The sequence below is a fragment of the Arthrobacter cupressi genome (genome assembly GCF_900099975.1).
In the GTDB taxonomy this organism is placed as follows: domain Bacteria; phylum Actinomycetota; class Actinomycetes; order Actinomycetales; family Micrococcaceae; genus Arthrobacter; species Arthrobacter cupressi.
Map to the genome: position 1 here is coordinate 66,772 of NZ_FNEI01000009.1, position 24,903 is coordinate 91,674.

The window sequence follows — 24,903 nt, forward strand, 5'->3', positions numbered from 1 at the left end:
CCCATGGCCTGGACCAGGGATGAAATGGCCGCCATCGCGGCCGAAGAACTGAACGACGGCGACTACGTCAACCTCGGCATCGGCATCCCCACGCTGGTGGCCAACAACCTGCCCGACGGCGTGCGGGTGGTCCTCCAGAGCGAGAACGGCCTCCTCGGCATGGGCCCCTTCCCCTACGAGGGCGAGGAAGACGCCGACCTCATCAACGCCGGCAAGCAGACCGTCACCATCAACCCCGGCGGCAGCATCTTCGACTCCGCCACGTCCTTCGGCATGATCCGCGGCGGCCACGTCAAGGTGGCCATCCTGGGCGCGATGCAGGTCTCCGGCAGCGGCGACCTCGCCAACTGGACCATCCCCGGCAAGATGGTCAAGGGCATGGGCGGCGCCATGGACCTGGTGGCGGGGACACCGCGGGTGGTGGTCCTCACCGAGCACAACGCCAAGGACGGTTCGGCCAAGATCGTCACCGAATGCACGCTCCCCCTGACGGGACTCGGCTGCGTTGACCGGATCATCACCGACCTCGCTGTTTTCGACCTGGTCAAGCACGACGGCGGCACGCGGCCTGTGCTGATCCGGCTCGCCCCGGGCGTCACGGTGGAAGAGGTCCGCGGCAGGACGGAGGCGGCGTTCGACGTGGCGCTGGAATCCGCAGAAGGAGTTGCATTGGAGGTAGCACGGGCATGAGCCTCAGAGACCAGTTCGGCAAGGACATCCTGCTTACGGGGTGGGGCCACAGCAGGTTCGGCAAACTGACGGACGACACCCTCGAATCGCTGATCGTCCAGGTGGCCGGCGAAGCCATCCGCAACTCCGGCCTGGACCCGCGGGACATCGACGAGATCTACCTGGGCCAGTTCAACTCCGGCATGCAGCCCCTGGGCTTCACCTCGTCCCTGGCCCTCCAACTCTCGGCGGACCTCGCCAACGTCCCGGCCACCCGCACGGAAAACGCCTGTGCCTCCGGCTCGGCGGCCTTCCAGCAGGGCGCCAAGGCGGTGCTTGCCGGCACGGCGCGGAATGTCCTGGTGATCGGCGCCGAGAAAATGACCGACGCCGGGGCCGACGTGGTGGGGGCCGCCCTACTCGGCGCCTCGTACGAGATGGCCGGCAAGGCGTCCACCACGGGGTTCACCGGCCTGTTCGCCGAGGTCGCCAGGCACTATGACAAGCGCTACGGCGCGGACATCGCCGGCCCCGGGTTCGAGGCAGGCCTGGGCGATGTCCTCGGCTCCATCGCCGCCAAGAACCACCGCAACGGCATGGACAATCCCTACGCGCAGATGCACCGGGACTTCGGTGAGGAGTTCTGCCGGACCATCTCCGAGAAGAACCCGATGGTGGCCGAACCCCTGCGCCGCACTGACTGTTCGCCGGTCTCGGACGGGGCGGCCGCCGTCGTGATTTCCACGTCGGCGGGCGGCGGAGCGACCGCGCCCGTGCGGCTGGCCGGTTTCGGCCACGCGAACGATTTCTTCCCCGCGGAAAGGCGCGACCCCACGGAATTCGCCGCCACGCGGGCCTCGTGGGAGCGTGCGCTGGGCATGGCGGGCGTCGGGATCGAGGACCTCGATTTCGCCGAGGTGCACGACTGCTTCACCATCGCCGAACTCGTCATGTACGAGGCCATGGGCCTGACACCCCGCGGCGAGGGCCCGCGGGCCATCAAGGAAGGCTGGGTGCACAAGGACGGCAGGCTGCCCGTCAACGTGTCGGGCGGGCTGAAGGCGAAGGGCCATCCCGTCGGCGCCACCGGGGTGTCGCAGCACGTCATCGCGGCCATGCAGCTCAGCGGCACCGCGGGCGACATGCAGCTGCCGGGCGCCCGGCGCGGTGCGGTCCAGAACATGGGCGGCGTGGGCATCGCCAACTACGTCAGCGTGCTGGAAGCCGTCTAGCCGTCGGAGCGCGCCGGGCGTTGCTTCTTACCCGCGGATCAGCGCCGCGATCTCCGTGAACCCGAGCCGCTCCGCGTTCTGCAGGGCGGTGCGGCCCTGGGGGTCGCGGATGTCCGGGTTGGCGCCGGCCTCCAGCAGCAGCCGCACGGTTTCCCGCTGCCGCGGGCCGCCGTCGTTCAGCAGGATGGCCTCCTGCATGGCGGTCCAGCCCAGGTTGTTGACATGGTTCACCGGCACCCCGGCGGCGATGAGGATCTTCACCGTCTCCACGTGCCCGTGCTCGCTGGCCGGAATCAGTGCCGTGCCGCCGTAGCGGTTGGTGGCCTTCACGTCCGCGCCCGCGGCGATGGTCAGTTTGAGGACCTCGTTGAAGCCCTCTGCCCCGGCGTACAGGAACGCCGAATCCTGGATGTCGTCCTTGGCGTTGACGTCCCCGCCGGCCGCGATCAGTTTCCTGACCTGGACGGGGTCGTTGGCCTTGGCGGCGCGGATGAGCAGCCGGTCAGTTTCCATCTGGGCCTCCTTGCTGAGAGCCGGACGCGTGCTGGAGCTCGCACCGGGAACGGCCGACGACGGCGGTGCGGCCCCGGACGCCGACGGCACCGCCGGGGCGCCTGCCGCCGTCGTGCTTGCCGCCGTCGGGCCGGCAGCGGTTTCCGGGGCGGACGGCTGCCCGCCGGAGCAGGCGGCCAGGAACAAAATCAGGCACGCGGCCGGAGCTCCCCGCAGGAAGCTCCGGCCGCGTTTGAAATCAGGCATGGGCTGGGATTACTGGGCCAGGATGGCCTCGGCGCCGGCAGTTGCGCAGGCCTCGTCGAGCATGCCGTCCGGGGCGCCGCCCACGCCGATGCCGGCCACGGAAACGCCGTTGACCTTCAGCGGGACACCGCCGGCGAGGAAGAGGGTGCCCGGCAGGTCGGCGATGGAGGGCTTGCCGTTGCCGCTGATGCGGCCGTTGAGTTCGCTGGTGGGCGCGCCGAAGGCGGCGGCGGTGTAGGCCTTCTGCTTGGAGGCCTCGATGGTGTGCTCGGCGGCGTTGTCGCCACGCAGCACGGCCTGCACGGTGCCGAAGCGGTCCACCACGGAGACGGTGACGAACGGGACCTTGTCCGCGGCGCACTTGGCGAGGGCCGCCTGGACGGCCTTGGCGGAGGCAGTGGCGGAGATGCGGTTCTGGGCCACGGTGGTGCCTTCACCGGCGGGGACGTCCACGGCGGGAACAGCCGCGGGAGCCTGGGCGGCGGCCGGCGCCGCGGCGGGGGCGATCTGGCCGGCGTTGGCTGCAACGGTGATGCCGCCGGTGAGGATGAGGGCTGCGGCTGCTGCGGAGAGGGTCTTGATGTTGGTTTTGCTCAGTCCCATGATCTGCCTTTCGGTGTGCTTCGCCGGCGTGCCTGCCGGGCTCTTGGTATCCATGCTCCCCGGGCGGAAGCCGCTGCACATCGGCCCTTCAGGGCGCGCTGCCTCATGCTTTCGGCTACCCGTCTCAGCCAAAAGTATGAGAGGCCATGAACTACGCGGAATCCGGCCGGTCCGCGGCGGAGCGCAGTGGAATACTTGGCGGCATGACCACCGCAGAAGCACGGCCGGAACGGGAACGGCAGCTGAACTTTGCCGTCCACTGCGGCTTTGCCGTGCTGATCACCGCCTCACTCATCCGCTACGTGTTGAGGCACGGCCCGGGCGAGAACACCATGGTGCTGGTGCTCGCCGGCCTGCTGTGCGGGCTGTACGTCACCGCGGTGCGTTCCCAAGGCCCGTCCCGCACTGTGGCCACCTGGGTCCTAGTGGCCGTGTGGACGGCGCTGGTCATCCTCGCCCCGAGCTTCGCCTGGTGCGCCTTCGCCGTGTTCTTCGTGTGCCGTTCCGGCGTCCCGGCCCGGCAGGCTGCCGCAGCGACGGCGATCACGGCGCTGGGCACCGCTGCCGGCCTGTTCAAGCTGAGTGATTTCACGGACATCGCGGCGCTGCTCGGTCCACTCGCCGCGGCCCTGGTGCTCACCCTCGTGTACGAGCGGCTGGAAACGGCGCTGGCCCGGCAGGCCGCCCTCAACGGCGAACTCCGCGAAGCCCAGGCCCAGGCCGTCGCCGCCGAACGCGCCGCCGGAACCATGGCCGAACGCGAGCGCGTGGCCCGCGAAATCCACGACACCGTCACCCAGGGACTGGCCAGCACCGTGCTGCTCCTTGAAGCAGCGGACCGCAGGGAAGGCCTGAGCGCCGAGGTCCGGCAGGCCGCCGAGCAGCTGCGCCTCAACCTCGCCGAAACCCGCGGCCTCGTCCACGATCTCGCCACCGCCGATGCCCCCGAAGAGCCGCTCGAAACTGCCCTGGCCACGGCGGTACGCAAGCATGTCGCGGGAATGCGGGTCGCCGTCGTCGGGCAGCCCCGGGACCTTCCCGCAGACGTGCGGCACGCCCTGCTGCGGATCGCGCAAAGTGCGGCGGCGAACGTGCAGCAGCACGCACGGGCGCAGACGGCGAGCCTCACGCTGGGATTCCTCCCGGACTCCGTGACACTGGACATTTACGACGACGGCCTGGGCTTCGCGCCCGACGCCACCACAGCACACACGCGGGAAGGCGGGTACGGCCTACGCGCGATGCGCCAGCGGGTGGAACAGCTGGGCGGCACCTTCGCGGTGGAGTCCGCGCCCGGTGAAGGTACGGTGATCGGGGTGGAGATCCCGCTCCACCGCCCCGGAAATCCCGAACATCCCGCGCCGGGCGCCGAAGGAGGCCAGCCGTGATCACCGTGCTCCTGGTGGACGACCACCTGGTGGTGCGCAGCGGCCTGCGGGCCCTGCTCAGCACACAGCCGGACGTCGAGGTGGTGGCCGAGGCGTCCAGTGGCGAGGACGGAGTGACCGCGGCCCTGGAACACGGGCCGGACGTGGTGCTCATGGACTTGTCCATGGGGCCGGGGATCGACGGCATCGAGGCGATCCGCCGGATCCGCGCCGCCCGGCCCACGCAGGCCGTGCTCGTGTTCACCACCTATGACTCGGATGCCGACATTGTGCGCGCGGTCGACGCCGGGGCCATGGGCTACCTGCTCAAAGACGCCGCCCCGGACGAAATCTTCACCGCCGTGCGCGGGGCATCCCGCGGTCAAAGCCACATGAGCGCACCCGTGGCCAGCCGGCTGTTCCAGCAGATGCGCAACCCGGACGAAGCCCTCACGCCGCGCGAGGCCGAACTGCTGACCCTGCTCACCGAGGGACTCTCCAACAAGGAGCTCGGCCGCAAACTCTTCATTTCCGAGGCCACGGTGAAGTCCCACCTCGCCCACATCTACGCCAAGCTCGGGGTGGATTCCCGCGCGGCGGCGATCGCCAAGGCCCTCCGGCGGGAAGGGACGAGGTAGGGGCTCGTTTCGGGCTCCTCTGTCTCGGACCGCCGTCGTGGGGCACTTTGGTGGTCTGAACCGGCGATCTGGGCCCAAACCCGCGGCGTGTCGTGTCGAACTGCCCCGCGACGGCAGCGCTCTCGGCATTGGTACCGGTCCTTACCGCCCCGTTACCCGCTCCCGCAGCTAACCTCACCAGTGCGCGCGCCAGTACTGCGGCGCCGACGGTGTTTTCTCCACCGCCTCGCCGAGTTCACGGGCGGCCAGCGCTGCCCAGTTCGGTTCGCGCAGGGCGGCGCGGGCGATCGAGACGCCGTCGGCCTGGCCGTTCACCAGCACCTGTTCCGCCTGCTGGGCCGTGGTGATCATCCCGACGGCGGTCACGAACGCGTCGTTGTCCACACCCCGCTCAGCCGCGTCAGCAGCGAGGGCCTTCTTGACGGCGTCCGCCAGCGCGATCTGGTAGCCAGGACCCACCGGCCCGCGGTAAGCGCCGATCCCGCCGCTGGACAGGTCGAAGACTGTCACCCCCAGCGAGCGCAGTTCCACGGACAGCAGCGCCGTCTCCTCGATGGTCCAGCCGCCGTCCACCCAGTCCGAACCTGAGAAGCGCACGCCCAACGGCTTCTCCGCCGGCCACACGGCACGGACCGCGGTAACGACTTCGCGCAGGTACCGGGTGCGGCCCTCGTACGAACCGCCGTACCCGTCCTCGCGGGAGTTCGTCAGCGGGGACAGGAACTGGTGGATCAGGTAACCGTGGGCGGCGTGGATCTGGATGAAGTCGAAGCCCGCCTCGTCGGCGCGCCGTGCGGCGGCCGCCCACGCCCGGACGGAGTCCGCGATCTCCTCGACGGACAGCGGGCGCGGCTCGGCCAGTCCGTGCGCCGCAGTGGCCGACGGCGCCACGGTGACCCAGCCGCCGTCGCCGGCCGGGACGGAGCCGGTGAGTCCCTGCGAAACGAAGCGGGGCACGTTCCCGTAAGTGGAGGCCTTCGCTCCGGCGTGGGCCAGCTGAACGCCGGCCGCGGCGCCCTGGCTCTTGATGAAAGCGGTGATCGGCCGGAACGCCGCCACCTGCTCGTCGTTCCACAGGCCCAGGTCCTCGGGCGAGATGCGGCCTTCCGGCACCACTGCAGTGGCCTCCGCGATCACCATGCCAAAGCCGCCCGCAGCCCGTGCGCCCAGGTGGACCAGGTGCCAAGGCGTGGGCACGCCGTCACGCGCGTCGACCGAGTACATGCACATGGGGGCGAGGAAGGTCCGGTTGCGCAGCGCGAGCTGGCCGGACGGGGCGGAAAGGACGGCTTCGGAGAAAAGTGTGCTCACGTTGGAGGGCAACCGAAGAAGCAGGCAGGGTATTCCGCAGACCCACCTGCCCAAGTTCGGTAAGTTAGTGCCTGTGAAGATAGCTACCTGGAACGTGAACTCCCTCCGCGCCCGCGCCGACCGTGTCGAGGCCTGGCTGCAGCGCAGCGATTGCGATGTCCTGGCCATCCAGGAAACCAAATGCAAGGACGACAACTTCCCCTGGGAGCTCTTCGAACGCATGGGCTACGAGGTGGCGCACTTCGGGCTGAGTCAGTGGAACGGCGTCGCCATCGCCTCCCGGGTGGGGCTCGACGACGTCGAACGCACCTTCCTCGACCAGCCCGCTTTCGGCAAGGCAGGCAAGGACCCGGTCCAGGAAGCACGCGCCATCGCCGCCACCTGCAACGGCATCCGTGTGTGGAGCCTCTACGTGCCCAATGGCCGCTCCCTGGATGACGAGCACATGCCCTACAAGCTCAAGTGGCTGGACACCCTCAAGGGCCACGCCGCCGGCTGGGTCACGGGGAACCCGGAAGGCCAGATCGCCCTCATGGGCGACTGGAACATCGCGCCCACCGACGAGGACGTCTGGGACATGGAGTTCTTCCTCCGCAACCGCATGACCCACGTCAGCGAACCCGAGCGGGCAGCGTTCCACGCATTCGAGGCCGCAGGTTTCACAGACGTCGTCCGCCCGTACACCCCCGGCCCCGGCGTTTACACCTACTGGGACTACACCCAGCTGCGCTTCCCCAAGAAGGAAGGCATGAGGATTGACTTCGTCCTGGCCTCCCCCGCGCTGGCGGCCCGCGTCACCGGTGCGCAGATTGACCGGGAAGAGCGCAAGGGCAAGGGCGCGTCGGATCACGCACCGGTGATTGTCGAGCTCGCGGACTAGCTGGAACCGCGGCCGGCGGATTTACTAGGACGCAGGAGCAGGCAACAGGCGAAGGAGGCGGGTCAGGCATGAGCGAAGATTTCTACCGCGGCCAGGCGGGGCTCCCGTTTTCGTCTGCACTGCGCATCTACGAACCACTGGAGGCGTTCCCCGAGCGCCAGCGCGAGCAGCTCGAAGCCGGCGGTACCCGCTCGGGTTCCCGGGCCGCCGTCGAACACGCCGAACTCCTCGCCTCGCTCGGCAGGGTCACCCGTCCCGGGGGCGATCCCTTCCCGACCGGACGCACGGACATGGTCCGGGTGACGCGGGCGCCCGGCGAGAGCGGAAAGCACGACGCCGGACCCCTCCTTTACTGCCCCAGCCAGCTGGTGATCCGCGCGGGACTGGCGGCGAACGCCCTGATGGAAGGCATCCACGGTTCGCTCGCAGAACTGCTGATCCCGGTAGATCAGCGCGAAAAGCACCAAGTCAGGATCGACCGGATCAATGCCGGCCACGACTCCAAACGCGTGCACACCCGGGCCTCAACATGGGGTATCCCGTTCAGCTGGTTCTCGCTGTTCCAGGAGTCGGACCACAAAGAGGTGGTCGAGGGCAACGGGCGCATCCTGACGGTGCGGGTCTGGGTTCCGCTGACCGAGGCGCTGGAGCGGGCGCGCTTCGCCGTGGCCAACCTGGCCCTCGCGGCGCCGGACCTGGACATGCTGGACGACCTCACGCAGCTGACCGAGTGGCTGGAGATGTTCCACGTGGGCTCCATGGTGGAACTGGACTACGGTGCCGTGGCGGACAAGGTGTACCCGGACGAATCCCCGCTCGACGTACGGCTGGGCATCGAGTGCCTCGCCGAGGGTGACATGACGGGGGCCGCAGCGGCGTACCGGCGGCTGGCCTCGCGCTGGATCCCGATCCGCCAGCTCGCCCGGGCTTCCTAGCCCGGCAAGCAGCCGGGCCCTGTAACCGGTCAGGCAGCGGGCGGGTCAGCCGCAGGCGGGGCCGTCGTTTCCCGGACGATCAGATGGTGCCCGGCGGTTACCGATCGGACGGATCCGGATGTCCCGGCGAGCTCCTCGAGAAGCATCCGCGTGCCCAGCTGGCCTTGTTCGAGCGGGCTTTGCGCGATGGTGGTCAGGCCCATCGCCTCGGAGAACTCGTGGTTGTCGATACCGATGACCGAGAGTTCCTCGGGCACGCGCACGCCACGCCGCCGGGCCTGCAGCATCGCGCCGATGGCCATCTCGTCCGAAGCGCAGAACAGGGCGGTGGGCTTCGGCCCGGGCTTGGACCAGAGCTCGTCGAAGCCGGCCTGCCCGCTGCTGACGGTGAAGTTGCCGAAAACGTCCCATTCGGGCGGCAGGGTGCAGCCGGCGTCCTTCATGGCCTTCATGAAGCCGTCCACCCGGAGCCGCGGAACGGCAAAGTTAAGGTCGGAATCGTCCTGGCCGTGGAGCAGCGCGATCCGGCGGTGCCCCAGCTTCAGCAGGTGCTCGGTGGCTTCGACTGAGGCCGCGAAGTCGTTGATCCCGATGCTCGGGCAGGCTTCCACCGGCCCGCCCACCACCACCAGCGGGATGTCGATCCGCTGGAGGTCCTCCACTTCCTCCGGGGTGAGGGACATGCAGAGCACCAGCAGGGCATCGATCTGCTTGTAGACCATCGTTTTGCTGAAGAGGCGTTCCCGGCTTCCGCTTTGCCCGCCGAGGTTGAACAGGGACAGGTTGTAGCCGTTGGCATGCAGTTCCCGGTCCACGCCCTCAATGGCCTTGAAGAAGAACCATCGGTCCACGTAGGGGGCCAGCACGCCCACGGTGCGGGTCCGTCCGGTAGCAAGCCCCGAGGCCGATGAGGAGGCGACGTAGCCCAGATCCCCCGCGATCTTGAGGATTTTCTCCCGGGTGGCCGCGGAAACCCGGGGTAATCCCCGGACCGCCCTGGAAACCGTGGCCGTCGAAACTCCGGCCGCCGCGGCGACGTCTTCGATGCTTACACCGGCGTGCCCTCCCCGCTGGGACCGCTCGCTCGTCTTGGCCAATGAAACCCTCTCCTGAGACCGCACGAAGGCGGGACTTCCCTGCCGAGGGCCGCTATGCAGTTTATCCCCCCGGCGGGCTTTCCCTGATTCCGTGCTCTATTACTGCTCCCGCTAGTGGAGCCGCCGTCCGGTCCGCGCGGGCAGCCGCCGGCGCAGGCGCACCAGCCCCCACAGGGCCAACACGGAGGCGAGGAGCCCCAAGGCCCAGCCGAGGGCCGGTTGGGCGGTGAGTTCCATCCAGATCGTGGTCGCAAGCAGCACCAAGGTCCAGAAGGCGAGGAATCCGATCAGGATGTCCAGGTCCTCCCCCGAGCGGACCTTGCGCCGCGCGTGGATGTCGTTGCGGGCGGAGCTCCCGACGGCGGGGCTGCCGCCGTCGGGAGTTCCGGAGCGTCCGGAACGGCTCATTTGACCGCGCCCGCGGTCAGACCCGCGACGATCTTGCGCTGGAAGATCAGCACCAGGATCACCAGCGGGATGGTCACCACGGTTCCGGCGGCCATGACCGCCGTGTACGGTTCCTGGTGCGGCTGGGCGCCGGCGAAGGAAGCGATGGCCACGGTGACCGTCTTGGTCGCGTCCACCGACAGCTGGCTGGCGATCAGGAATTCGTTCCAGGCACCGATGAACGTCAGGATCGCGGTCGTGAACGTTGCCGGGGCCGCGAGGGGCAGGATCACCTTGCGGAAAGCCTGGCCCTGGGTGCAGCCGTCGATGCGCGCCGATTCCTCAAGCTCCCACGGCATTTCGCGGAAGAAGGAGGTCAGCGTGTAAACGGTCAGCGGCAGTGAGAAGGAGATGCTCGGGATGATCAGGGCCTGGTAGGACCCGAACCAACCGATGTTCGTGAACAGCTGGAACAGCGGGGTGATAAGGGCAACGCCGGGGAACATGGAGGCGCCCAGGATGAATCCGAGGACCAGGCTCTTGCCGCTGAACTTCAGCCGGGCCAGCGCGTAGGCGGCGAAGACGCCCACGATGAGGGAAATGATCGTCGTGACTCCGGCGACCACGAGGCTGTTCAGCAGGTTCCGGGCGAAGTGGTTGCCACGGGATTCGTCGAACACCGTAATGAAGTTGTCGAAGGTGACGTGGGTAAAGAACGGCGTCGGATCGAAGGTGAAGCCGACGTCGCGGAAGGCGGTGACGATCATCCAGTAGAACGGTGCCAGGCACCAGATGAGGATGATCACGGCCTGGATGTAGGTGCGGGCGGGGGCCCAGTCGAATGCCCGACGGCGGGCGGGAGCTTCGGCGTGCCGGGCAGCAGTGGCGGTTGCGGTGCTCATGTCGTCACTTCTTTCCGGTTGTTGCGGCATCCACGGCATTCGCGCCGAGGAAGCGGACGAAGATGAACGCGACGAGGAAGATCACCAGGAAGGTGATGGTGGACAGCGCCGAGGCACTGTTTAGGCCTTGCCTGATCTGTTCGACCACCAGGATCGAGAGCGTGGTGGTGTTGTTCGCACCACCGGTCATGATCGCGGGCAGGTCGTACATGCGCAGAACATCCAGGGTGCGGAACAGGATCGCGACCATGAGGGCGGGCTTGACCAGGGGAAGCGTGATCTGCGTGAAGCGCTGCCAGGCCGAGGCGCCGTCCACCTTTGCCGCTTCGTAGACCTCGTCCGGGATCAGCTGCAGGCCGGCCAGGATCAACAGGGCCATGAAGGGGGTGGTCTTCCAGACGTCCGAGATGATGATGGCCCACTTTGCCGGCCATTCCGAACCGGTCCAGAGGATCTGGGTTCCGAAGAGCTTGTTCACGATGCCTTCGAAGGCAAACATGAAGAAGAACAGCTTCGCGGTCACGGCGGTGGGGATGGCCCACGGCACCAGCACGGAGGCCCGGACCAGGGCGCGGCCGCGGAAGGCGCGGGCCATGATCACGGCCATCCAGAAGCCGAGCACGGTTTCCAGGGCGACGGTGACGATCGTGAAGAAGAACGTGGTGCCCATGGCGTCCCAGAACTGGGCACCGAGGGTACCCGGCGGGCACGGGCCAAGGGCGGGGCCGGAACCACACTGCTGCAGCAGCCAGTGGGTGTAGTTGTCCAGGCCGGCGAAGCCGCCTTCGGCGAAGAACCCGGTGGCCGGGTCAAGGCCGGCGTCCTTCTGGAAGGACATGATGATGGCGTTGATGATCGGGTAGACGATGACTACCCCGAGCAGGATGAGCGTGGGCAATATCAGGGTGTAGGCCCAGCGGCCCTGCGTGACCTGGCGGCGGTCAGCGCTTTCCTTGCCAGGCATATGGTGCGTGCCGGCCAGCGCGTCCTTGGCACTGGTCGGTGTGGGCGCCTCGGTAGACATGATGACTCCTGTTCTCCCCTTCCTTGGGGAAGCCGGGGAACCGCCGCCTGGCGGCGGCTCCCCGGCTGATTAAGGACCGCTACTTGGCGGAATCGATTGCGGCCTGCATGTCCGTAAGCGCTTGGTCTACGGACTTCTCACCCTTGAGTGCTGCGTAGGCGTTGTCCTGGACCGCCTTGGTAACACCCGGGTAGAACGGGGTCACCGGGCGCGGAACCGCGTTCTCGATCGAGGTCAGCAGGGTCGGCATGTAGGGAGCCTTGGCCACGATGTCTGCATCCTTGTACATGCTGGCCTTCACCGGAGCCAGGGAGCCCTGGAGGGCGAAGAACTTCTGCTGTTCGTCTTCAAGCAGGAACTTGGCGAAGTCGAGGGCAGTGGCCTTGTACTTGGAGTAGACGCTGACGGCCGCGCTGTGGCCACCGAGCGAAGAAGCGCCGGGGCCGTCCTTGCCCGGGAGCGGTGCGACGTCGAAGGTTTCCTTCACCTTCGAGGCGCCGTCCGTCTTGGCGAGGTTGTACACGTACGGCCAGTTGCGGAGGAAGAGGAGCTTGCCGTCTTCGAATGCCTGGCGGCCCTGTTCCTCCTGGAAGGTGATGCCTTGGGCCGGGATGTTGCCGTCCTTGTAGGCCGCAACCAGCTTGCCCAGGCCTTCCTTGGACTCGGCCGAGTTCACCGTGGCCTTACCGGCGTCGTCCACGATCTTGCCGCCGAAGGTGTTGATGGCCTCGGCTGCGTTCACCGTAAGGCCCTCGTACTTCTGGTACTGGCCGGCGTAGCAGCCGATCTTGTTCGCCTTGGCGATCGAGCACATGGACATCATTTCGTCCCAGGTCTTGGGCGGGGTGGGAACGAGGTCCTTGCGGTAGTACAACATGCCGCCGTCGGAGTGGACCGGCACGGCATACAGCGTGTTGTTGTAGGTGGCGGCCTTAACCGTGGGCTGCAGGAGCGCACCCGTGTCAACGGCCATCTTGTCCTTGAGCGGCTGCAGCCAGCCCTTCGCGGCAAACTCTGCGGTCCATACGACGTCCACGGTCACGAGGTCGTAACCGGCGTCCTTGGACTGGAAATGCTGGACCAGATCATCGTGCTGCTGATCGGCCTGGTCCGTCTGTTCCTTCAGCGTGACCTTCTCGTTGGGGTGGGCGGCGTTCCAGCGATCGACCGTGGGCTGCTGGACCGCGGCGTTGTCCTTGCCCGTTACGTAGGTGATCGGGCCGCGGCCATCCAGGTTGGCAGCCGCGTCGCCACCCCCGGTCTGGGTTCCACCTCCGCCACCCCCGCCACAAGCGGACAGAGAGATGGCGAGCACGCCGGCAACAGCGGCCGGAAGGAGGTACTTGCGAGTTTTCATTTCCGGGACTCCTCGATGAGTGAACCAGGTGAGTGCCGCGATGCGGCGATGTGATGTGGTGGTGCTCACACTAGCGAGGTTTGCAGGAAAAATGCAAGCGTTTACACATGATTCTGTAATCAGCACGAAACACGTTTGGAATCGGGGCCCGGCCCCGTTTTTCTGCTATCGGGTGCGGCGGGCCTCCCGCCCGCCGGGACGCCCCTAAAACGGCCTTGACGCAGCGAGGGCAGGACCCGCCGTCGAGCGCGGGACCTGCCCTCGTTTTCAGGGCCTGGTGTTACTTTCCGGCCTTGAAAAAGCCGGCGATCCTGGAGCCGAGGCCTTTGACGTTTTCGGCGACCCCGCCGGCGAACTCCTTGGCGTTCTCCACTGCTTCCCCGGTGAACTCCTTCACGTTTTCGGCAGCGTCGCCCGCGAACTCCTTCGCGTTTTCCACGGCACCGCCGGCGAACTCCTTGACGTTCTCCACCGCGTCGCCGGCAAGTTCCTTGGCGTTTTCGACGGCGCCGCCCGCGAATTCCTTGGCGTTCTCCACAGCATCGCCCCCGGCAGCCTGGCCTACGGTGTTCTCGTTGCCGTTTACCCCACTCATGGTTCTCTCCTTCTCCTGGTTCTCTTGTTCCTGGTTCGTCGGCTCCACTCAGACGCGTGTCCCCCGGCGGCCCGGGCAAAGCCCAAGCAAAGGGAAAAGCTGCTCCCCCTGCCATCAAACTAGGGGGCCCCAGACAAGCGCTGCAAGGAAAACGCCCGGTTCAGGGCATATTCCGAAACATTGAACGCAGCATTCACCGATGCGTCACGCGCCGGCCACCCCCCGGTCCCGGTGCAGCCGCTGGAGCGCTAACGGACGCGCTCGGCCCTGGAGAACCTGGCCCGGGTGCCGCCTGAAATGTGCAGGAGCACGGGTACCCGCCGGCCCACCACGGAGTCCAAGGACTCAATCAGGCCGGAGATCTCGGCTGCGAGGAGCTGCGGGGAGACCCCCAGCCTGGGGTACACGCGGACCCTGAGTCCCGGCCGGCCCTGGACCTCATAGGTGGCAACCGTGACGGCCGCCAGATCCGCCCGGCCGGCCAGGGCTGCCTTCAACGCCTGTTCCGCCACGCCGCCGCCGATCTCCACCTCGCCTGGAGTGGTTTCGTCCTCGTAGTCCGCCACGATCATGTTGGCGCGGCCCTTGCCCTGCTGCGCCAGCCACGCCACCATGAGCACGATGAGGATCACCATGACGGCGGCAGCGGCCACCCAGAGCCAGCTCTCCTGGCGTCCGGGAATCCGGGTTTGCTCGGCCAGGTAAGAGGCGTGCCGGTAGGCGTCCGAGGACCACTGGCGCCACCACTGCGCCACCGCGGGGACGGTGGCGAGCAGCATGAACAGGACGCCGGCCGCCGCCAGGACGAGGCCGAGGATCCCCACCAGGACCCGGTTGAGGACACGGGGAGTTCCGTTCATGCTCCGACCACCCCCGAAACGGCGACGTTGACCCGGATATCGGGCATGGGCGAGGGCGCCATGGCGCGCAGTTCATCCTCGACGGCGGACTGGACGGCTTCCTCGCGGACCGGAACCCCGGAGGTTGGCCGGACATTGACCACCACCAGGCGCTGCGACACCACCACCATGACCTGTTCCTGCGTAACGTTGGCGGCGGCACGGGCGCGCCTGGCCAGGGACGAGGCGATGACCTCGTCATCAACCACTACTCCTACCCGCCGGTCCTCAAGGAGGTGCCGCGCCCTGCGGCCCGGGAGGACGGCGTTGAGGAGGAAGACCAGGCCGAACATGGCAAGCACGGCGCCCGTTGCGCCCAGGAGCAGCGGGGAGATCCCGGCGGGAAGGTCCACCAGCCGTTCGGCCGCGGTCTGGGGGTCGATCAGCCACGGCGGTTGCCCGATGACGCGCAATGCGGACTCAAGCAGTCCGTAGACGCAGACGGCGATCACCAGGACGGCGGCCGCCCCGGCGGCGACGGCTCGCGAGGACCGGGTCTCGCGGCGGAGGATGGTGCGGATCCCGGGATCCTGGCCGGCCGTCCCGCTGTCCGCGATTCCGCCGCCCGCGATTCCGTTGTCCACCGGTCCGTTGCCCGCTGATCCGCTGCTCACTGGACCCGCCCTCCTTCGGTGATGCGGACCCCGCTGATCCGGATGTCCACCCGGCTCAGCATGGAACCGCTGAGTTCGGTGACCCGGCGCAGGATGCTCGTCTTGGCCGCCACGGCGCGGTCCCACACGGAGCCGCCGAGCGCGTCGAGCCGGTCCGGCTCCCGGAGCACCTCAACGAGGGGCGGGATGCACACCGGTGCGACGATCGAAAGGGCCAGCAGTCCGCCGTCGTCCGTCCATTCGGCGCGGACGTCCTGGGCGTGCACGCCGAGCGCCTCGGCTGCGGCTTCCCGGGCCAGGGATGTGAGCGCCTGGGTGCTGATTCGGTTGTGGCCTGCCAGGCCCGCGGAAGCCTGGTGGACGGCCGCGGGGGCCGCGCTCATGACGAGGAGCGCCGTCCTGTGACGGCGTCCCAAACGCTGCGCAGGTCCAGCTTCCCGTCGGCGGCACGGCCGAGGAGGGCCCCGATGCCCATGAACAGAAGGGAGACCAGGAAGCCCCACAGGCCGAACTGGAAGGACATGAAGGCGACGAAGGCACCGATTCCGATGCCGAGCACGGTCATGTTCATTGCAGTGCCTCCCTTTCGGTGCCAGCCTTGCCGCCGGGTTTCGCCGGCGGGGCGATGTAGACGTCGTTGATTTCGATATTGACTTCGATGACCTGCAGGCCCACGAGCTTTTCCACCGCGCTATAGACGGCGGCCCGGACCTGGTTGGCGACGTCATGGAGGGGGTAGCCGTAAACGGCCACCAGGATGATGTCCACCGCTACCTGGGTTTCGCCGACTTCGGCGCGCACCCCCGCGGCGTGGTCAGAACTTCCGACGGCGTCCCGGATGGCGCCCAGCGCGCGGGAGGGGCCGGAACCGAGCGAGTAGACGCCGGGCACCGCTTTGGCCGCGATCCCGGCAACCTTGGCGACGGCCGAATCCGAGATCACCGTGCGGCCCGGGCCTGCAGGCTGTTCCCCCGTTACCAGTTCCCCTGTTATCTCATCACGGTCCATGCCGGCGCCCCTCCCCTATCTTCTGGCTACCACCCTAACGCGTGGCTGCGACAGGGTGGGGCCTGGCCTGGCGGGCTACTTGCAGTTCTTGTCCAGCCAGTCCTGGATCGGCTTGGACAGTTCTTCGAACTCGCCGGTCCCATGTTTGCTGTAGTCCGAGCCCGCGGAATCCATGAAGGCCTTGAGCTTCTCGAAATGCGGCTTCAGCTCGTCCGGGACCTTGCCTTGGAGCTGCGCCAGCTCGTCCTCGAGTTTCTTCAAGTCCTCGGGGTTCCCACCCATGGCCCCCGCCATGGGCAGGAGCGAGATGCTCCAGTAGGTGGCACTGACGGAGATGCAGGCTTCGTTCAGCGAGCCGAAGCCGCCGGCCAAGCCGCCGGTGCCGTTGGTTGATGTGTCATCGGGCGAGGGTTCCGCCTCAGGCGATGACGACGACGGCGATGCGCTGCCCTGTGTTGCCTGGACGGTCGGGACCGGGAACGAACACGCTCCCAACGCCATCGTCGAGGCCAGTACGGCGGCAAGGAGCAGCCTGGACCTGATCTTCATCTTTCCCCCCATTTTGAACGCCGTCCGGAGTGCCGGCGAGGAAAGAATACGCCCGCGGTTTCCTGCTGAACAGGGCCGGGCGAGGGAGCCGAATTGCGTTAAAGAAGAAAAGCACCAATTCCGAAGAATTGGTGCTTCCCAGTGGTGGCTCCGACCGGCGTCGATCCGGTGACCTTTCGATTTTCAGTCGAACGCTGACTCGGCCTTCTTCCCAATGCTGGGAAGGTCGAGCACCTCACCTACCAGAGGTTTACCAGAGGCGCCGTCATCTATATCAGGGAATCAAGTCCCGCCGCGGCCTTGAAGAAGTCGTCATCGAAGAGCTCCCCATAAGTATTGATCGTCGTCGTGCCATCCTTGTGTCCGGCGATGCGTTGGACATGCTTTACGTTCTTGGTTACGGACAGGTATAGGCTGACCGCCGTATGCCGCAGGTCGTGGAACACAGGCGGCCGGAAGTCCATATCTCCGTACGCGAGACGGATCCCTGCAGAACGATGCAGCAGATCGCGCTGCTCATCGGAAATGCCGGCCTCGGTGGCTAGCGCTCCCCACGTTTCCGGTCCGACAACCCCCGGGGCTGGCAATCCGTGGTGATACTGGTAACTGACAAGTTCCGCCAAGGTGAGGTCCCCGAATACCGCCAGCCCACGTCTGGTTTCTGTAATTCCCAGGGCGGTTTGCATTCGGCTGACACTCGTCGACGCCAGCCGCCTGGCCGGCTCGTAGTACCGTCTGGTGAAATTTGAGTTGCGCATTGGCAACCCCTGGGAGGACGGAAATAATAGAGTTTGGGCTGGCTTCCCTTCCGCCAGCGCGAGGAGGTCTCCGGCGAGCGATGCCGGCAAGGGCACTTCACGGGCCGCGTGGCCCTTTGTATCTCCGAGGACAAGGCGGCCATTCACCTCCGAAAATGCCTTGGATACGGAAACACACGGCCTCGGGCCGAGATCGAGATCTCCGACCGTCAAAGCGGTGACTTCCCCCCATCTCAGTCCGGTAAGTCCCGTGAAGCGGACCAGCAGTTCATACTGGCCGGAGCAGGTGGCGAGCCGTTCAAGTTGTGGGCGCGTGAGGTAGACAGATTCGCGGCCGGTGTTCGTTTGCGGGACGTAGTCACGCCCTCCGGCGGAGTCCTGGGCTGGGTTGAGAGCCAAAATTCTTAGCCCGACCGCGTAATCGAGCATCCTGGAAAATTGCTTTGACGCTCGCGCTCTGGTGTCAGGGCTCGCGATGGTGCCATCGACGCCCTTCATGGTCTGAGTCCACCGGCCGACGCCCGCATAGGTCACGCTGCTCAGCGGATAGCGCCCCCAGCGGGGTTCTATCATCCGAGAATATAACCATTCGTAGCCCTGCACCGTCTTGGGTGTGGCAGGGCGTCTCCCAGATGCACCCATCGTTGTGATTCGATCGATCCACAGTCCGTACAGGTCAGCAACAGTCATTCCCGCCGCGGATTTGGGGTCGATGTAGGTACCGGACCTTACGGATTTACACTGTTCCCTGACGAACTCAGTAGCTTCCTCCTTGGTCGCAAACCGGCGCGTCTTCCATTTCCCCTGCGGGTCCTGATAGCCGGCCTCCCATCTTCGCGGCTTCAAGCGGGAGACGACTGGCGCTTCCAGATGCAGGTCATGCGCACGCTTTGCCTGCCGACCTGCGAAATCACGAGCTCTGGCCTCGGTGTCGTACTCGTTTCGAAGCCTCTTACCGGATACCGCCGAGTACGTGACGGCCCAATCCAGCTTTCGGACACTCATGACTCACTGCTTCTGATCGTCTCGCCGCATGATTTGCTCCGCAGACGCTGAAACGCCAGATTCGGGCAGAGGTGGATTTTCTTCATCAAGATCAAAGCTTGCAATTGCACCCCGCCACACCAGCGCTTCACTCATTCCATATTTAGCGGCAATGTCGCGCTGTGACATTCCGGACGCCTGCAGGGCGCGAAGGCCAGGGAATTCGGGATCGGCGTAGAGGACCCCGAGCGGGGTGAGGTCTCCGGATGCTCGCCCCTGCTCGCCACGTGTCAACAGGGCTCGCCGTCTGGCTTCCTTGATCCGCTGTGCCATAACTGAGGGCGACATCTGCACTTGCTCTGCAAGGGTTGCAGTCGCGCGGCTGTTTCCTAGCCGAACCTGCTCAGCGTATTTCGCCGCTAAGGCGGCGTATTCGACATTGGTCTTAGGCAACTTCTTGTCAAGCCATGTTTCGAATCGCCGTTGAATGAACTCTGCATTTCGTTCCAGCTTCAGTCGTCGCTCCGCAGCAGCTCTCTGTCCCCTGCGCGCCCGGTCCACAGCAGTCTCGACATAGGACTGCAGACTTTCGGTATTTACAGCTGGAAGCGTCCGGACTGTTCCCGACGGGATCGCCACGACCTCAGCGATGGACCACGATTCCGGGGTGAAGTCGACCCTGAGGCCAATCGCCCAACCGTCACCTGAAGGGCAGACGAGCAGGGCAGCGTCCACGTCGAACCGCTCCTGCGGAGGAAACTCATGCCCTAGATCGCGCACGGCATTTTCGGTGAGCCGCCTGAGGGCAGGTGCAGCGTCTTCAGACTTCATGAACCAACTGTAATAGGAGGCCCTAGCGGATCTCTTGGATTCATAGTTGTTCAGTTTGAATCCTACTTGAGAAAACTTCGTTGACAAGTTCATCCCTTAACGGTAGCTTCGCATCACCGGTTGTCAACCAGGAAATAGTCCATTACCTAGGGATGGAGTGACATGGCGGAACAGCAACCACACCCTCGGTCCAAGGCTCCGCGGCCGGAGGAATCACGCTCGACTTATCTGACCCGGACCGAAGCGGCGAACTACCTGAACATCCCTGCCCACTGGCTTGCGAACAACACAAAGCAGGGCCCGAGGTACATCAAGGTAGGAGGTCTGGTGCGCTACTCCGTCGAAGCCCTGGATGACTTCATGTCCGCCAACGAAGCCCGTCGGTAGTAAGGCCCCCGATTGCTGGCGATGGGCGGGGCAGAATCAGCCGCCCGGCGCACCGCTGATGCAGTGCCCGCAACGGTCCCGCACCAGGCCTGGCTTCCAACCACCGGAGCCACCGGTGTCACGACTGAACTACCCGGCGCTGACGGTGGCCGCACGTTTGAATTTTCCTTGAAACAGCAAACGGAGGAAACGATGATCCCGTTGAACGAGCCTTCACATGGAGCTGAGCCTGAGAAACCGCCTGGCGACCTGTCTTCCGCCAAAGATAGCGAAGGCAACAACTTCTCGTTCGCCGCGTGGAATCCCTTTCTCGTCCGCTGGCTCAACATGATCGTCAACGACGGCGGCCTCTCTCCCGGTGCGAAGGACGTGGCAGTTGCAATCGCGCGTGCCGTTCGTATTGGACGTGTGGCCATCACAAACTGGCAGCGGATCAACGCTTCGCTGGGCCGCGTCAAAATGGACCTCGCGGTTTTCGAGACATTGAAGGAACTCGAGTGGGCGGGATACATCAGTCGCTACGTGGATGAGCAAGGTCGTGGATCCTGGGGGTTTTCCCTGCACATGATGAAGGAGGAACTGTGAACGAAATCTGGGGTCGGCCGGCCCGGCCGCTGCAATACGCCAAAGCAATTGCCAATTCCGATCTCCCGTCCGGCGTCCGCGCCACTTGCTGGGCTCTTGCCACCTTCGCCGATAACGAAACGGGCCTTGCATGGCCCTCGGTAAAGAAGCTCTCGGAAGCTGCGGGCCTGTCCCGCGCCGTTGTCTCCAAGCACACCACCTTGGCGGAGGCGAAGGGGTATTTGCGCAAAGACCGTCGCTACAACGGCTCGATCTTTTACACCATCACCATCCCGGTCGGGGCTGAAAACCGGGACGATATCCGCGCACTCGAACAACTTATGCAGGAAGCACCGCAGACTCGTGGGTTGCAGTCCTGAATGGAAAGCATGGGCACCACGGTCGAAGATCTCGGGCTTGGTGGCCCGAAGATGTCGCCCGACTCCTACCCCGGTTTCCTTTCCACCTTGGGACCCGAGAAACTCGCCCCCTAACTACCCCACCTCTACCTACCCAGGTAGAACGACCTCAAGGGAGTTCTACCCCATATGGAACTACCTCATTACAACTACCTCATCCATAACCGCTCCGGGCCTTGACGCCGGAACGGCTCGAAGACGGGGCCCTGCGTTGAGGGCAGGGCCCCCAACACGGCACCAGATTCGGCATTGGCCCTGCCTTGGAGGCAGGGCCGCAGTTCCGGTCCGCAACCGGAACAACGATTCGTTAGGTCCAGGAAAGCGGAGCGCAGCGCAGCCCGAAGGGCGGAGCAAGCTCCGCAGTTAGCCAACGCTTTCGGCGTGCATCGCCGGCAGCGATGAATCCATCGGTGGACAACACCCGAAGGGGGAACCGTGACCAAGATCGGGTCCGGGCTCAAGGACCAGGCGGCTGAAACCCTAAGGCAGGCGAGGACGTTTGACCGCATCAAAAGGCATTACGAGGGTCTGGGCCTTTGCGGTCCCTGCGCCGCACAGGCGGCGTGGGGCCATCAGATCGGATTCTCCCAGTCCAAGGCGCCCTGTGAGGACTGCCAGCCGATTGTCGACGGATTCCCTGTCGCCAAGCCAAATGGGTGGAGGTCCAACTCCCCCCGGCGAGGGGTCGAATTCTCACCCTGGATCCGTCGCGAGAAGGCCGCCAGTGAGCCTCTGGAGCGCGAATCCTGACAGCGGTATTTGATGCACAGCACCGGCGGATCGGGCTCGCTCGGCGGTGTCGGCAAATCGGCGGTCGCGTGCAAGCCATTGCGAGCTTCGCTGCCTGCCGACACGAAGCTGCCGTGTCTCTTTTGAAGTGAACCTATACCTGTAGCAATAGCCGCTGGAGCCGGCAGGGTCCTTGTAGTAGGTGGACATCTGATCGGCGTCGATCTCGCTTGTGGCGAGGATCGTAAAGGCGTCGTCAGTGGGAGCCGCATCGAACACGTTCACCGCGCAGAGACGTGGATCCTATTGCCCAGAACTGCCGTGACAGGCTCAAAGGCTGCGGATGCGTGTTCAAGTGGCGCGGCCAGTGTGAGAGTCGTTTCATCATCGAAGGACGGGACAGCGTCCTTCTCGATGCCCTCACGCGACAAAGGCGGATGTGAGTGATTTACCAACTAAGATTCCTTGGGAGGTGCGGGAAGAGTCGGCGCTCCCTCCAAGGCATCAACAGCCAGCTCATCGCGCTCAACGTTGTTTTATTCATGGAACAAGTCGATGCGGAACGAACGAGCCATTTATCTTTCAATAGAGCATTTATGACGGGACCTAAGAGAGCATCATGGAGTTTTGGAACTGGCTTAGCGGGGTACTAAATGGGCTAGGTCAGATACTGGCAGCCGAGAAAGCACCGTGGTGGGGAATCCCAGTGATAACAGCAAGTGCGACCCTGCTGGGTGCATTCGTCTCGTACACCTCTACACGGGCAAGCGATAACCGTAAGGCCAAGAACGAGGACCGGCGGCGCTGGGATGAGGAAGTCCGGACACACTGCGTCAAGTACCTCAAGTACATGGATAGTTTCAAGGAGAAGACTAACGAGCTGAAAAAATTCGAGGGTTTTGGCGCTGCTACCGTCAAGATGGTCACGGATCCTAAGACGGGCGAATCGATCAAGGAAGTAGATCTCGCCATGAGGCAGAAGAAAAAGGCCCAAGACAAAGCTCGGAAGGCGCTCGACCAGATGGCATCCATTGCCCCAAAGGCGCTCTACCAAAGCTGTCTTGCGCTATTTGTCGCGGTCCTCAACATGAGCATGGCGGACAAAGTCACGCCTGAGCTGGAATACAAGTTCAAGTCGAGCCGTAGCAAAGTACGCGCTAAACTGCGCAGCGCGATGAAGGTGGAACCGCTCCCAACCAAGCCTCGGCTCCGGACCAGGATTAAGCGCTGGATCAAGGATCCCTCTTCCTTTGTTTCTGATTTTCAGGATCGGAAGGCCAACAGGGCGAAGATCAAGGAACTAAAGAAGGCCAAAACAAAGAGGGCCTGAAGAAGATGCCTCTGTGTCCAGACATAGCGTAGGCAAACTAGAGGAGAACCGTGGATCAGTTCATCCAGTTCCTAATGCAAGTGGAAGCGCCCAGGTGGTCTGGTGGTCCGCTCTCATTGGCAGGGTCGTCGGTGACTTCATCGCCTGTTTAACGACGACACAACACCGCCAGAGAGCAGAGGTTGACCGACCGAATCAAGGCTGACGATGAGCGAGTGCCCGCGGACAAAGCGACCTGGTGGGTTGAGACGATCACTCGTCTCTCGGACCTGCCGGTGATCAACTACCGGCTTCGCAGCCAGATCTTGCTCCGCCCTGCCACCCCGACGGCGGGGCAGAATTTCATCTAGGTGTGTCCCGGGCATAGGGCCATGGGATGCCCTTCGTGACTGATCTATGACAACGCTATTTGTGCACCGCAGCGAGAGCCGACAGTTGGCGCGGCGCTGTCGGCAAAAGACAGCCCCGTCCGGCTGTGCGCCCTGCCGGCCGACCGATTCTCAGCCACGGCCAGCTCTGGAGCGGTCGCGGGGGCGCCCTTGTTGAGTGAATTCTGACGGCGCCATAGGCGCGGCGGTGGTTGCCCGAGTTCCGCCCGACGCCGTCGTAGAACGGATCCGACCGCCGGATCGGTTCCGCTGGCATACGACCGCATTCAACTTCGTCGACCTTGGAATGGCCCACTCATCGGCGGCGCGACACATTCCCGGCTCCAGGACTCGACAGGCGTCGCGAGACGAGCTAGATTAATTACCCCAAGTGGGAATATGGGCGGTACCCCGTCGGCGTTGTACACTTACGATAGCTACCACCTAGGAGCACTCAATGGACAGCACAAAGTTCACGCCTGTTGGAGAAGTCAGCGCAGACGAGCGCTCACGGATCTCAGTGGGCAAAGCTGGCGTGCGCCGAGATGACCGTTACGCGATCGCCGTCAATGACGAAGGTGCAATCCTGCTGACACCTCTGGTTTCGATCCCCAAGCGCGAACTGTTGGTCTGGGAGGACGTTCAGATTCGGGAAGCGCTCAGCCGGGGGCTGCTCGAATCCGCCGCCGGGCAGGCCAAGTCACTCGGTGATTTCACACAGTTCCTCGACGGAGACGAGGACGAAGACTGATGCCGTTCAGCCTCATCCTCACTCCTGAGGCAATCAGCGCTTTGGAGGCCCTTGAGGGCGACGGTCATCAAGAGAAGAAGCTGAAGAAAGTCCGACGAGCGTTGGGACGACTGCAGCAAGATCCAAAGCATCCTGGCCTGAGCTCGCACAAGTACACGTCCTTGTCGGGGGTGAACGGCGAAGACGTGTGGGACTCCTACGTAGAAAACAACACACCCTCGGCCTGGCGGATCTTCTGGCATTACGGTCCTGCCGAGGGCGCAATCACGGTTCTCTCCATCACGCCGCACCCCTAGGGGCTGAAATCCCACGTGAGCAGTTGGCTCTGCCTTGAGCAATTTGGCTTAGTCTAAGCTAGCCACACTATGTAGGAGCGGGGGCGATGGTCGACTCAGAATCACGCGAACGACTGCTGTTGAACGCCTTGGTGGCCTATAGCGACTCGTGCACCCGACCGAGCCTCACCCCCGGCTGCCCCTACTATAGGGTTACCGAGGACGGTCCAACGTGTGGTGAGCAATGTCGCCAGATCGCCGAAGAAATGGGCTTCGCTCAACGGCCGGTGGTTACCGAAAACATCGGTGGCCTGAGGATGACCGGGCGGTCGGTTCCGCGGGAAGTGGTTGCCCGAGCCGAAGAATTCGACGCCAGGAGGCATTTCCTCTCGGACAGACATCACCCAGCGCGCAAACAATCGGCAAGCACTCTACTGCTGAGGTTGCGTACAGCCTGTACCAACACCGTGCTCGGAGATCCACCGGGTCCAGACGAGGAATCTGCCTCGGCGATCTGGCAGGAACTCTCCGATAGGAAATTCCCCATAGCCCAGGCGGCTGCCGGAGGCCTGAATTGGACTCTCGCCTTGGCTGCGGCGACTAGATCCGCTTCGGGGAGGCTCCGGGCCTTAGGATTGCTCGCCGCGCCGCCGCATTCAGCTTCTGTCCAGGACCAATGGG

General features: G+C 65.0%; 29 protein-coding genes. 12 read left to right on the forward strand and 17 right to left on the reverse strand.

Features of this window, described 5'->3' with window-relative positions; translation table 11 throughout:
- Positions 1-3: 3 nt before the first annotated feature.
- Both BLP88_RS11710 and BLP88_RS11715 read left to right on the forward strand, forming a co-directional pair.
- A complete protein-coding gene (locus BLP88_RS11710) occupies positions 4-690 on the forward strand; it encodes a 3-oxoacid CoA-transferase subunit B (RefSeq protein WP_074589400.1) in 687 nt (228 codons plus the stop codon).
- Positions 687-1,901: an acetyl-CoA acetyltransferase gene (locus BLP88_RS11715; protein WP_074589402.1), complete on the forward strand. Its 1,215-nt coding sequence runs from the start codon at positions 687-689 to the stop codon at positions 1,899-1,901. Before BLP88_RS11710 ends, BLP88_RS11715 begins: the two co-directional genes overlap by 4 nt.
- A gap of 27 nt (positions 1,902-1,928) precedes the next feature.
- Here the strand turns inward: BLP88_RS11715 and BLP88_RS11720 are convergent, their stop codons facing one another.
- Both BLP88_RS11720 and BLP88_RS11725 read right to left on the reverse strand, forming a co-directional pair.
- The gene (locus BLP88_RS11720) at positions 1,929-2,660 is read right to left on the reverse strand and encodes an ankyrin repeat domain-containing protein (protein ID WP_074589404.1); all 732 of its coding nucleotides are present in this window, start codon (positions 2,658-2,660) and stop codon (positions 1,929-1,931) included.
- Between the two features lie 9 nt (positions 2,661-2,669).
- Positions 2,670-3,263: a GlcG/HbpS family heme-binding protein gene (locus BLP88_RS11725; RefSeq protein ID WP_074589531.1), complete on the reverse strand. Its 594-nt coding sequence runs from the start codon at positions 3,261-3,263 to the stop codon at positions 2,670-2,672.
- A gap of 203 nt (positions 3,264-3,466) precedes the next feature.
- Here BLP88_RS11725 and BLP88_RS11730 point away from each other — a divergent pair, with 203 nt between their 5' ends.
- Positions 3,467-4,651: a sensor histidine kinase gene (locus BLP88_RS11730; RefSeq protein WP_074589533.1), complete on the forward strand. Its 1,185-nt coding sequence runs from the start codon at positions 3,467-3,469 to the stop codon at positions 4,649-4,651.
- Positions 4,648-5,268: a response regulator gene (locus BLP88_RS11735; protein ID WP_074589406.1), complete on the forward strand. Its 621-nt coding sequence runs from the start codon at positions 4,648-4,650 to the stop codon at positions 5,266-5,268. Before BLP88_RS11730 ends, BLP88_RS11735 begins: the two co-directional genes overlap by 4 nt.
- A 174-nt stretch (positions 5,269-5,442) precedes the next feature.
- Here BLP88_RS11735 and BLP88_RS11740 read toward each other — a convergent pair whose 3' ends face one another.
- Positions 5,443-6,579, reverse strand: a complete 1,137-nt coding sequence (locus BLP88_RS11740; RefSeq protein ID WP_074589408.1) for an NADH:flavin oxidoreductase/NADH oxidase — start codon at positions 6,577-6,579, stop codon at positions 5,443-5,445.
- Between the two features lie 73 nt (positions 6,580-6,652).
- On the opposite strand from BLP88_RS11740, the gene BLP88_RS11745 reads away from it, so the two are divergent.
- A complete protein-coding gene (locus tag BLP88_RS11745; protein ID WP_074589410.1) occupies positions 6,653-7,459 on the forward strand; it encodes an exodeoxyribonuclease III in 807 nt (268 codons plus the stop codon).
- Positions 7,460-7,527: 68 nt separating this feature from the next.
- Entirely contained in the window at positions 7,528-8,394 is an 867-nt protein-coding gene (locus BLP88_RS11750; RefSeq protein WP_074589412.1) for a DUF8083 family protein, read from the forward strand.
- Between the two features lie 29 nt (positions 8,395-8,423).
- Here BLP88_RS11750 and BLP88_RS11755 read toward each other — a convergent pair whose 3' ends face one another.
- The 14 genes from BLP88_RS11755 to BLP88_RS18755 form a co-directional block, all read right to left on the reverse strand.
- A complete protein-coding gene (locus tag BLP88_RS11755) occupies positions 8,424-9,491 on the reverse strand; it encodes a LacI family DNA-binding transcriptional regulator (protein ID WP_074589414.1) in 1,068 nt (355 codons plus the stop codon).
- A 111-nt stretch (positions 9,492-9,602) separates the two neighbouring features.
- Positions 9,603-9,899, reverse strand: coding sequence for a hypothetical protein (locus BLP88_RS11760; protein WP_306459185.1), 297 nt, complete (start codon positions 9,897-9,899; stop codon positions 9,603-9,605).
- A complete protein-coding gene (locus tag BLP88_RS11765) occupies positions 9,896-10,780 on the reverse strand; it encodes a carbohydrate ABC transporter permease (RefSeq protein ID WP_074589416.1) in 885 nt (294 codons plus the stop codon). Before BLP88_RS11765 ends, BLP88_RS11760 begins: the two co-directional genes overlap by 4 nt.
- Before the next feature lie 4 nt (positions 10,781-10,784).
- Entirely contained in the window at positions 10,785-11,804 is a 1,020-nt protein-coding gene (locus BLP88_RS11770; protein ID WP_074589418.1) for a carbohydrate ABC transporter permease, read from the reverse strand.
- Positions 11,805-11,883: 79 nt separating this feature from the next.
- Positions 11,884-13,161 (reverse strand): ABC transporter substrate-binding protein, encoded by a 1,278-nt coding sequence (locus BLP88_RS11775; protein WP_074589419.1) that lies wholly within the window; start codon positions 13,159-13,161, stop codon positions 11,884-11,886.
- Between the two features lie 280 nt (positions 13,162-13,441).
- The gene (locus tag BLP88_RS11780; protein WP_074589421.1) at positions 13,442-13,756 is read right to left on the reverse strand and encodes a hypothetical protein; all 315 of its coding nucleotides are present in this window, start codon (positions 13,754-13,756) and stop codon (positions 13,442-13,444) included.
- A 248-nt stretch (positions 13,757-14,004) separates the two neighbouring features.
- Positions 14,005-14,616 (reverse strand): Asp23/Gls24 family envelope stress response protein, encoded by a 612-nt coding sequence (locus BLP88_RS11785; RefSeq protein ID WP_074589423.1) that lies wholly within the window; start codon positions 14,614-14,616, stop codon positions 14,005-14,007.
- On the reverse strand, positions 14,613-15,239 hold the full coding sequence (locus BLP88_RS11790) for a DUF6286 domain-containing protein (RefSeq protein ID WP_373366908.1): 627 nt from the start codon (positions 15,237-15,239) through the stop codon (positions 14,613-14,615). The genes BLP88_RS11785 and BLP88_RS11790 overlap by 4 nt, the downstream gene beginning before the upstream one ends.
- Before the next feature lie 26 nt (positions 15,240-15,265).
- Complete coding sequence (locus BLP88_RS11795) at positions 15,266-15,652, reverse strand: hypothetical protein (RefSeq protein WP_074589425.1); 387 nt, start codon at positions 15,650-15,652, stop codon at positions 15,266-15,268.
- Positions 15,649-15,840, reverse strand: a complete 192-nt coding sequence (locus BLP88_RS11800; protein ID WP_074589427.1) for a hypothetical protein — start codon at positions 15,838-15,840, stop codon at positions 15,649-15,651. The genes BLP88_RS11795 and BLP88_RS11800 overlap by 4 nt, the downstream gene beginning before the upstream one ends.
- Positions 15,837-16,277: an Asp23/Gls24 family envelope stress response protein gene (locus BLP88_RS11805; protein WP_074589429.1), complete on the reverse strand. Its 441-nt coding sequence runs from the start codon at positions 16,275-16,277 to the stop codon at positions 15,837-15,839. Before BLP88_RS11805 ends, BLP88_RS11800 begins: the two co-directional genes overlap by 4 nt.
- A gap of 75 nt (positions 16,278-16,352) precedes the next feature.
- Positions 16,353-16,826 (reverse strand): hypothetical protein, encoded by a 474-nt coding sequence (locus BLP88_RS11810; RefSeq protein ID WP_245679849.1) that lies wholly within the window; start codon positions 16,824-16,826, stop codon positions 16,353-16,355.
- 269 nt (positions 16,827-17,095) lie between these two features.
- On the reverse strand, positions 17,096-18,589 hold the full coding sequence (locus BLP88_RS11815) for a tyrosine-type recombinase/integrase (RefSeq protein WP_139163372.1): 1,494 nt from the start codon (positions 18,587-18,589) through the stop codon (positions 17,096-17,098).
- A gap of 3 nt (positions 18,590-18,592) precedes the next feature.
- Complete coding sequence (locus tag BLP88_RS18755; protein ID WP_139163373.1) at positions 18,593-19,399, reverse strand: hypothetical protein; 807 nt, start codon at positions 19,397-19,399, stop codon at positions 18,593-18,595.
- Positions 19,400-19,561: 162 nt separating this feature from the next.
- Here BLP88_RS18755 and BLP88_RS11820 point away from each other — a divergent pair, with 162 nt between their 5' ends.
- From BLP88_RS11820 to BLP88_RS11850, 6 genes are all read left to right on the forward strand, one after another.
- Entirely contained in the window at positions 19,562-19,786 is a 225-nt protein-coding gene (locus BLP88_RS11820) for a helix-turn-helix domain-containing protein (RefSeq protein ID WP_074589433.1), read from the forward strand.
- 12 nt (positions 19,787-19,798) lie between these two features.
- Positions 19,799-20,371, forward strand: coding sequence for a hypothetical protein (locus tag BLP88_RS11825; protein ID WP_139163374.1), 573 nt, complete (start codon positions 19,799-19,801; stop codon positions 20,369-20,371).
- Positions 20,368-20,730 (forward strand): helix-turn-helix domain-containing protein, encoded by a 363-nt coding sequence (locus tag BLP88_RS11830; RefSeq protein WP_074589437.1) that lies wholly within the window; start codon positions 20,368-20,370, stop codon positions 20,728-20,730. Before BLP88_RS11825 ends, BLP88_RS11830 begins: the two co-directional genes overlap by 4 nt.
- Before the next feature lie 1,387 nt (positions 20,731-22,117).
- Complete coding sequence (locus tag BLP88_RS11840; protein WP_139163375.1) at positions 22,118-22,828, forward strand: hypothetical protein; 711 nt, start codon at positions 22,118-22,120, stop codon at positions 22,826-22,828.
- Positions 22,829-23,653: 825 nt separating this feature from the next.
- A complete protein-coding gene (locus BLP88_RS11845) occupies positions 23,654-23,947 on the forward strand; it encodes a hypothetical protein (protein ID WP_074589443.1) in 294 nt (97 codons plus the stop codon).
- A complete protein-coding gene (locus BLP88_RS11850; RefSeq protein ID WP_074589444.1) occupies positions 23,947-24,243 on the forward strand; it encodes a hypothetical protein in 297 nt (98 codons plus the stop codon). The genes BLP88_RS11845 and BLP88_RS11850 overlap by 1 nt, the downstream gene beginning before the upstream one ends.
- Positions 24,244-24,903: the final 660 nt, after the last annotated feature.

Bases quoted from the DNA above. Each gene is read 5' to 3' on its own strand.
- BLP88_RS11730 (WP_074589533.1), top strand. From the start codon at position 3,467: ATGACCACCGCAGAAGCACGGCCGGAACGGGAACGGCAGCTGAACTTT.
- BLP88_RS11850 (WP_074589444.1), top strand. From the start codon at position 23,947: ATGCCGTTCAGCCTCATCCTCACTCCTGAGGCAATCAGCGCTTTGGAG.
- BLP88_RS11770 (WP_074589418.1), bottom strand. From the start codon at position 11,804: ATGTCTACCGAGGCGCCCACACCGACCAGTGCCAAGGACGCGCTGGCC.
- BLP88_RS11785 (WP_074589423.1), bottom strand. From the start codon at position 14,616: ATGAACGGAACTCCCCGTGTCCTCAACCGGGTCCTGGTGGGGATCCTC.
- BLP88_RS11760 (WP_306459185.1), bottom strand. From the start codon at position 9,899: ATGAGCCGTTCCGGACGCTCCGGAACTCCCGACGGCGGCAGCCCCGCC.
- BLP88_RS11725 (WP_074589531.1), bottom strand. From the start codon at position 3,263: ATGGGACTGAGCAAAACCAACATCAAGACCCTCTCCGCAGCAGCCGCA.
- BLP88_RS11845 (WP_074589443.1), top strand. From the start codon at position 23,654: ATGGACAGCACAAAGTTCACGCCTGTTGGAGAAGTCAGCGCAGACGAG.
- BLP88_RS11820 (WP_074589433.1), top strand. From the start codon at position 19,562: ATGGCGGAACAGCAACCACACCCTCGGTCCAAGGCTCCGCGGCCGGAG.
- BLP88_RS11715 (WP_074589402.1), top strand. From the start codon at position 687: ATGAGCCTCAGAGACCAGTTCGGCAAGGACATCCTGCTTACGGGGTGG.
- BLP88_RS11795 (WP_074589425.1), bottom strand. From the start codon at position 15,652: ATGAGCGCGGCCCCCGCGGCCGTCCACCAGGCTTCCGCGGGCCTGGCA.
- BLP88_RS11765 (WP_074589416.1), bottom strand. From the start codon at position 10,780: ATGAGCACCGCAACCGCCACTGCTGCCCGGCACGCCGAAGCTCCCGCC.
- BLP88_RS11810 (WP_245679849.1), bottom strand. From the start codon at position 16,826: ATGAAGATCAGGTCCAGGCTGCTCCTTGCCGCCGTACTGGCCTCGACG.
- BLP88_RS11840 (WP_139163375.1), top strand. From the start codon at position 22,118: ATGGAGTTTTGGAACTGGCTTAGCGGGGTACTAAATGGGCTAGGTCAG.
- BLP88_RS11815 (WP_139163372.1), bottom strand. From the start codon at position 18,589: ATGAGTGTCCGAAAGCTGGATTGGGCCGTCACGTACTCGGCGGTATCC.
- BLP88_RS11720 (WP_074589404.1), bottom strand. From the start codon at position 2,660: ATGCCTGATTTCAAACGCGGCCGGAGCTTCCTGCGGGGAGCTCCGGCC.
- BLP88_RS11780 (WP_074589421.1), bottom strand. From the start codon at position 13,756: ATGAGTGGGGTAAACGGCAACGAGAACACCGTAGGCCAGGCTGCCGGG.
- BLP88_RS11710 (WP_074589400.1), top strand. From the start codon at position 4: ATGGCCTGGACCAGGGATGAAATGGCCGCCATCGCGGCCGAAGAACTG.
- BLP88_RS18755 (WP_139163373.1), bottom strand. From the start codon at position 19,399: ATGAAGTCTGAAGACGCTGCACCTGCCCTCAGGCGGCTCACCGAAAAT.
- BLP88_RS11800 (WP_074589427.1), bottom strand. From the start codon at position 15,840: ATGAACATGACCGTGCTCGGCATCGGAATCGGTGCCTTCGTCGCCTTC.
- BLP88_RS11775 (WP_074589419.1), bottom strand. From the start codon at position 13,161: ATGAAAACTCGCAAGTACCTCCTTCCGGCCGCTGTTGCCGGCGTGCTC.
- BLP88_RS11750 (WP_074589412.1), top strand. From the start codon at position 7,528: ATGAGCGAAGATTTCTACCGCGGCCAGGCGGGGCTCCCGTTTTCGTCT.
- BLP88_RS11805 (WP_074589429.1), bottom strand. From the start codon at position 16,277: ATGGACCGTGATGAGATAACAGGGGAACTGGTAACGGGGGAACAGCCT.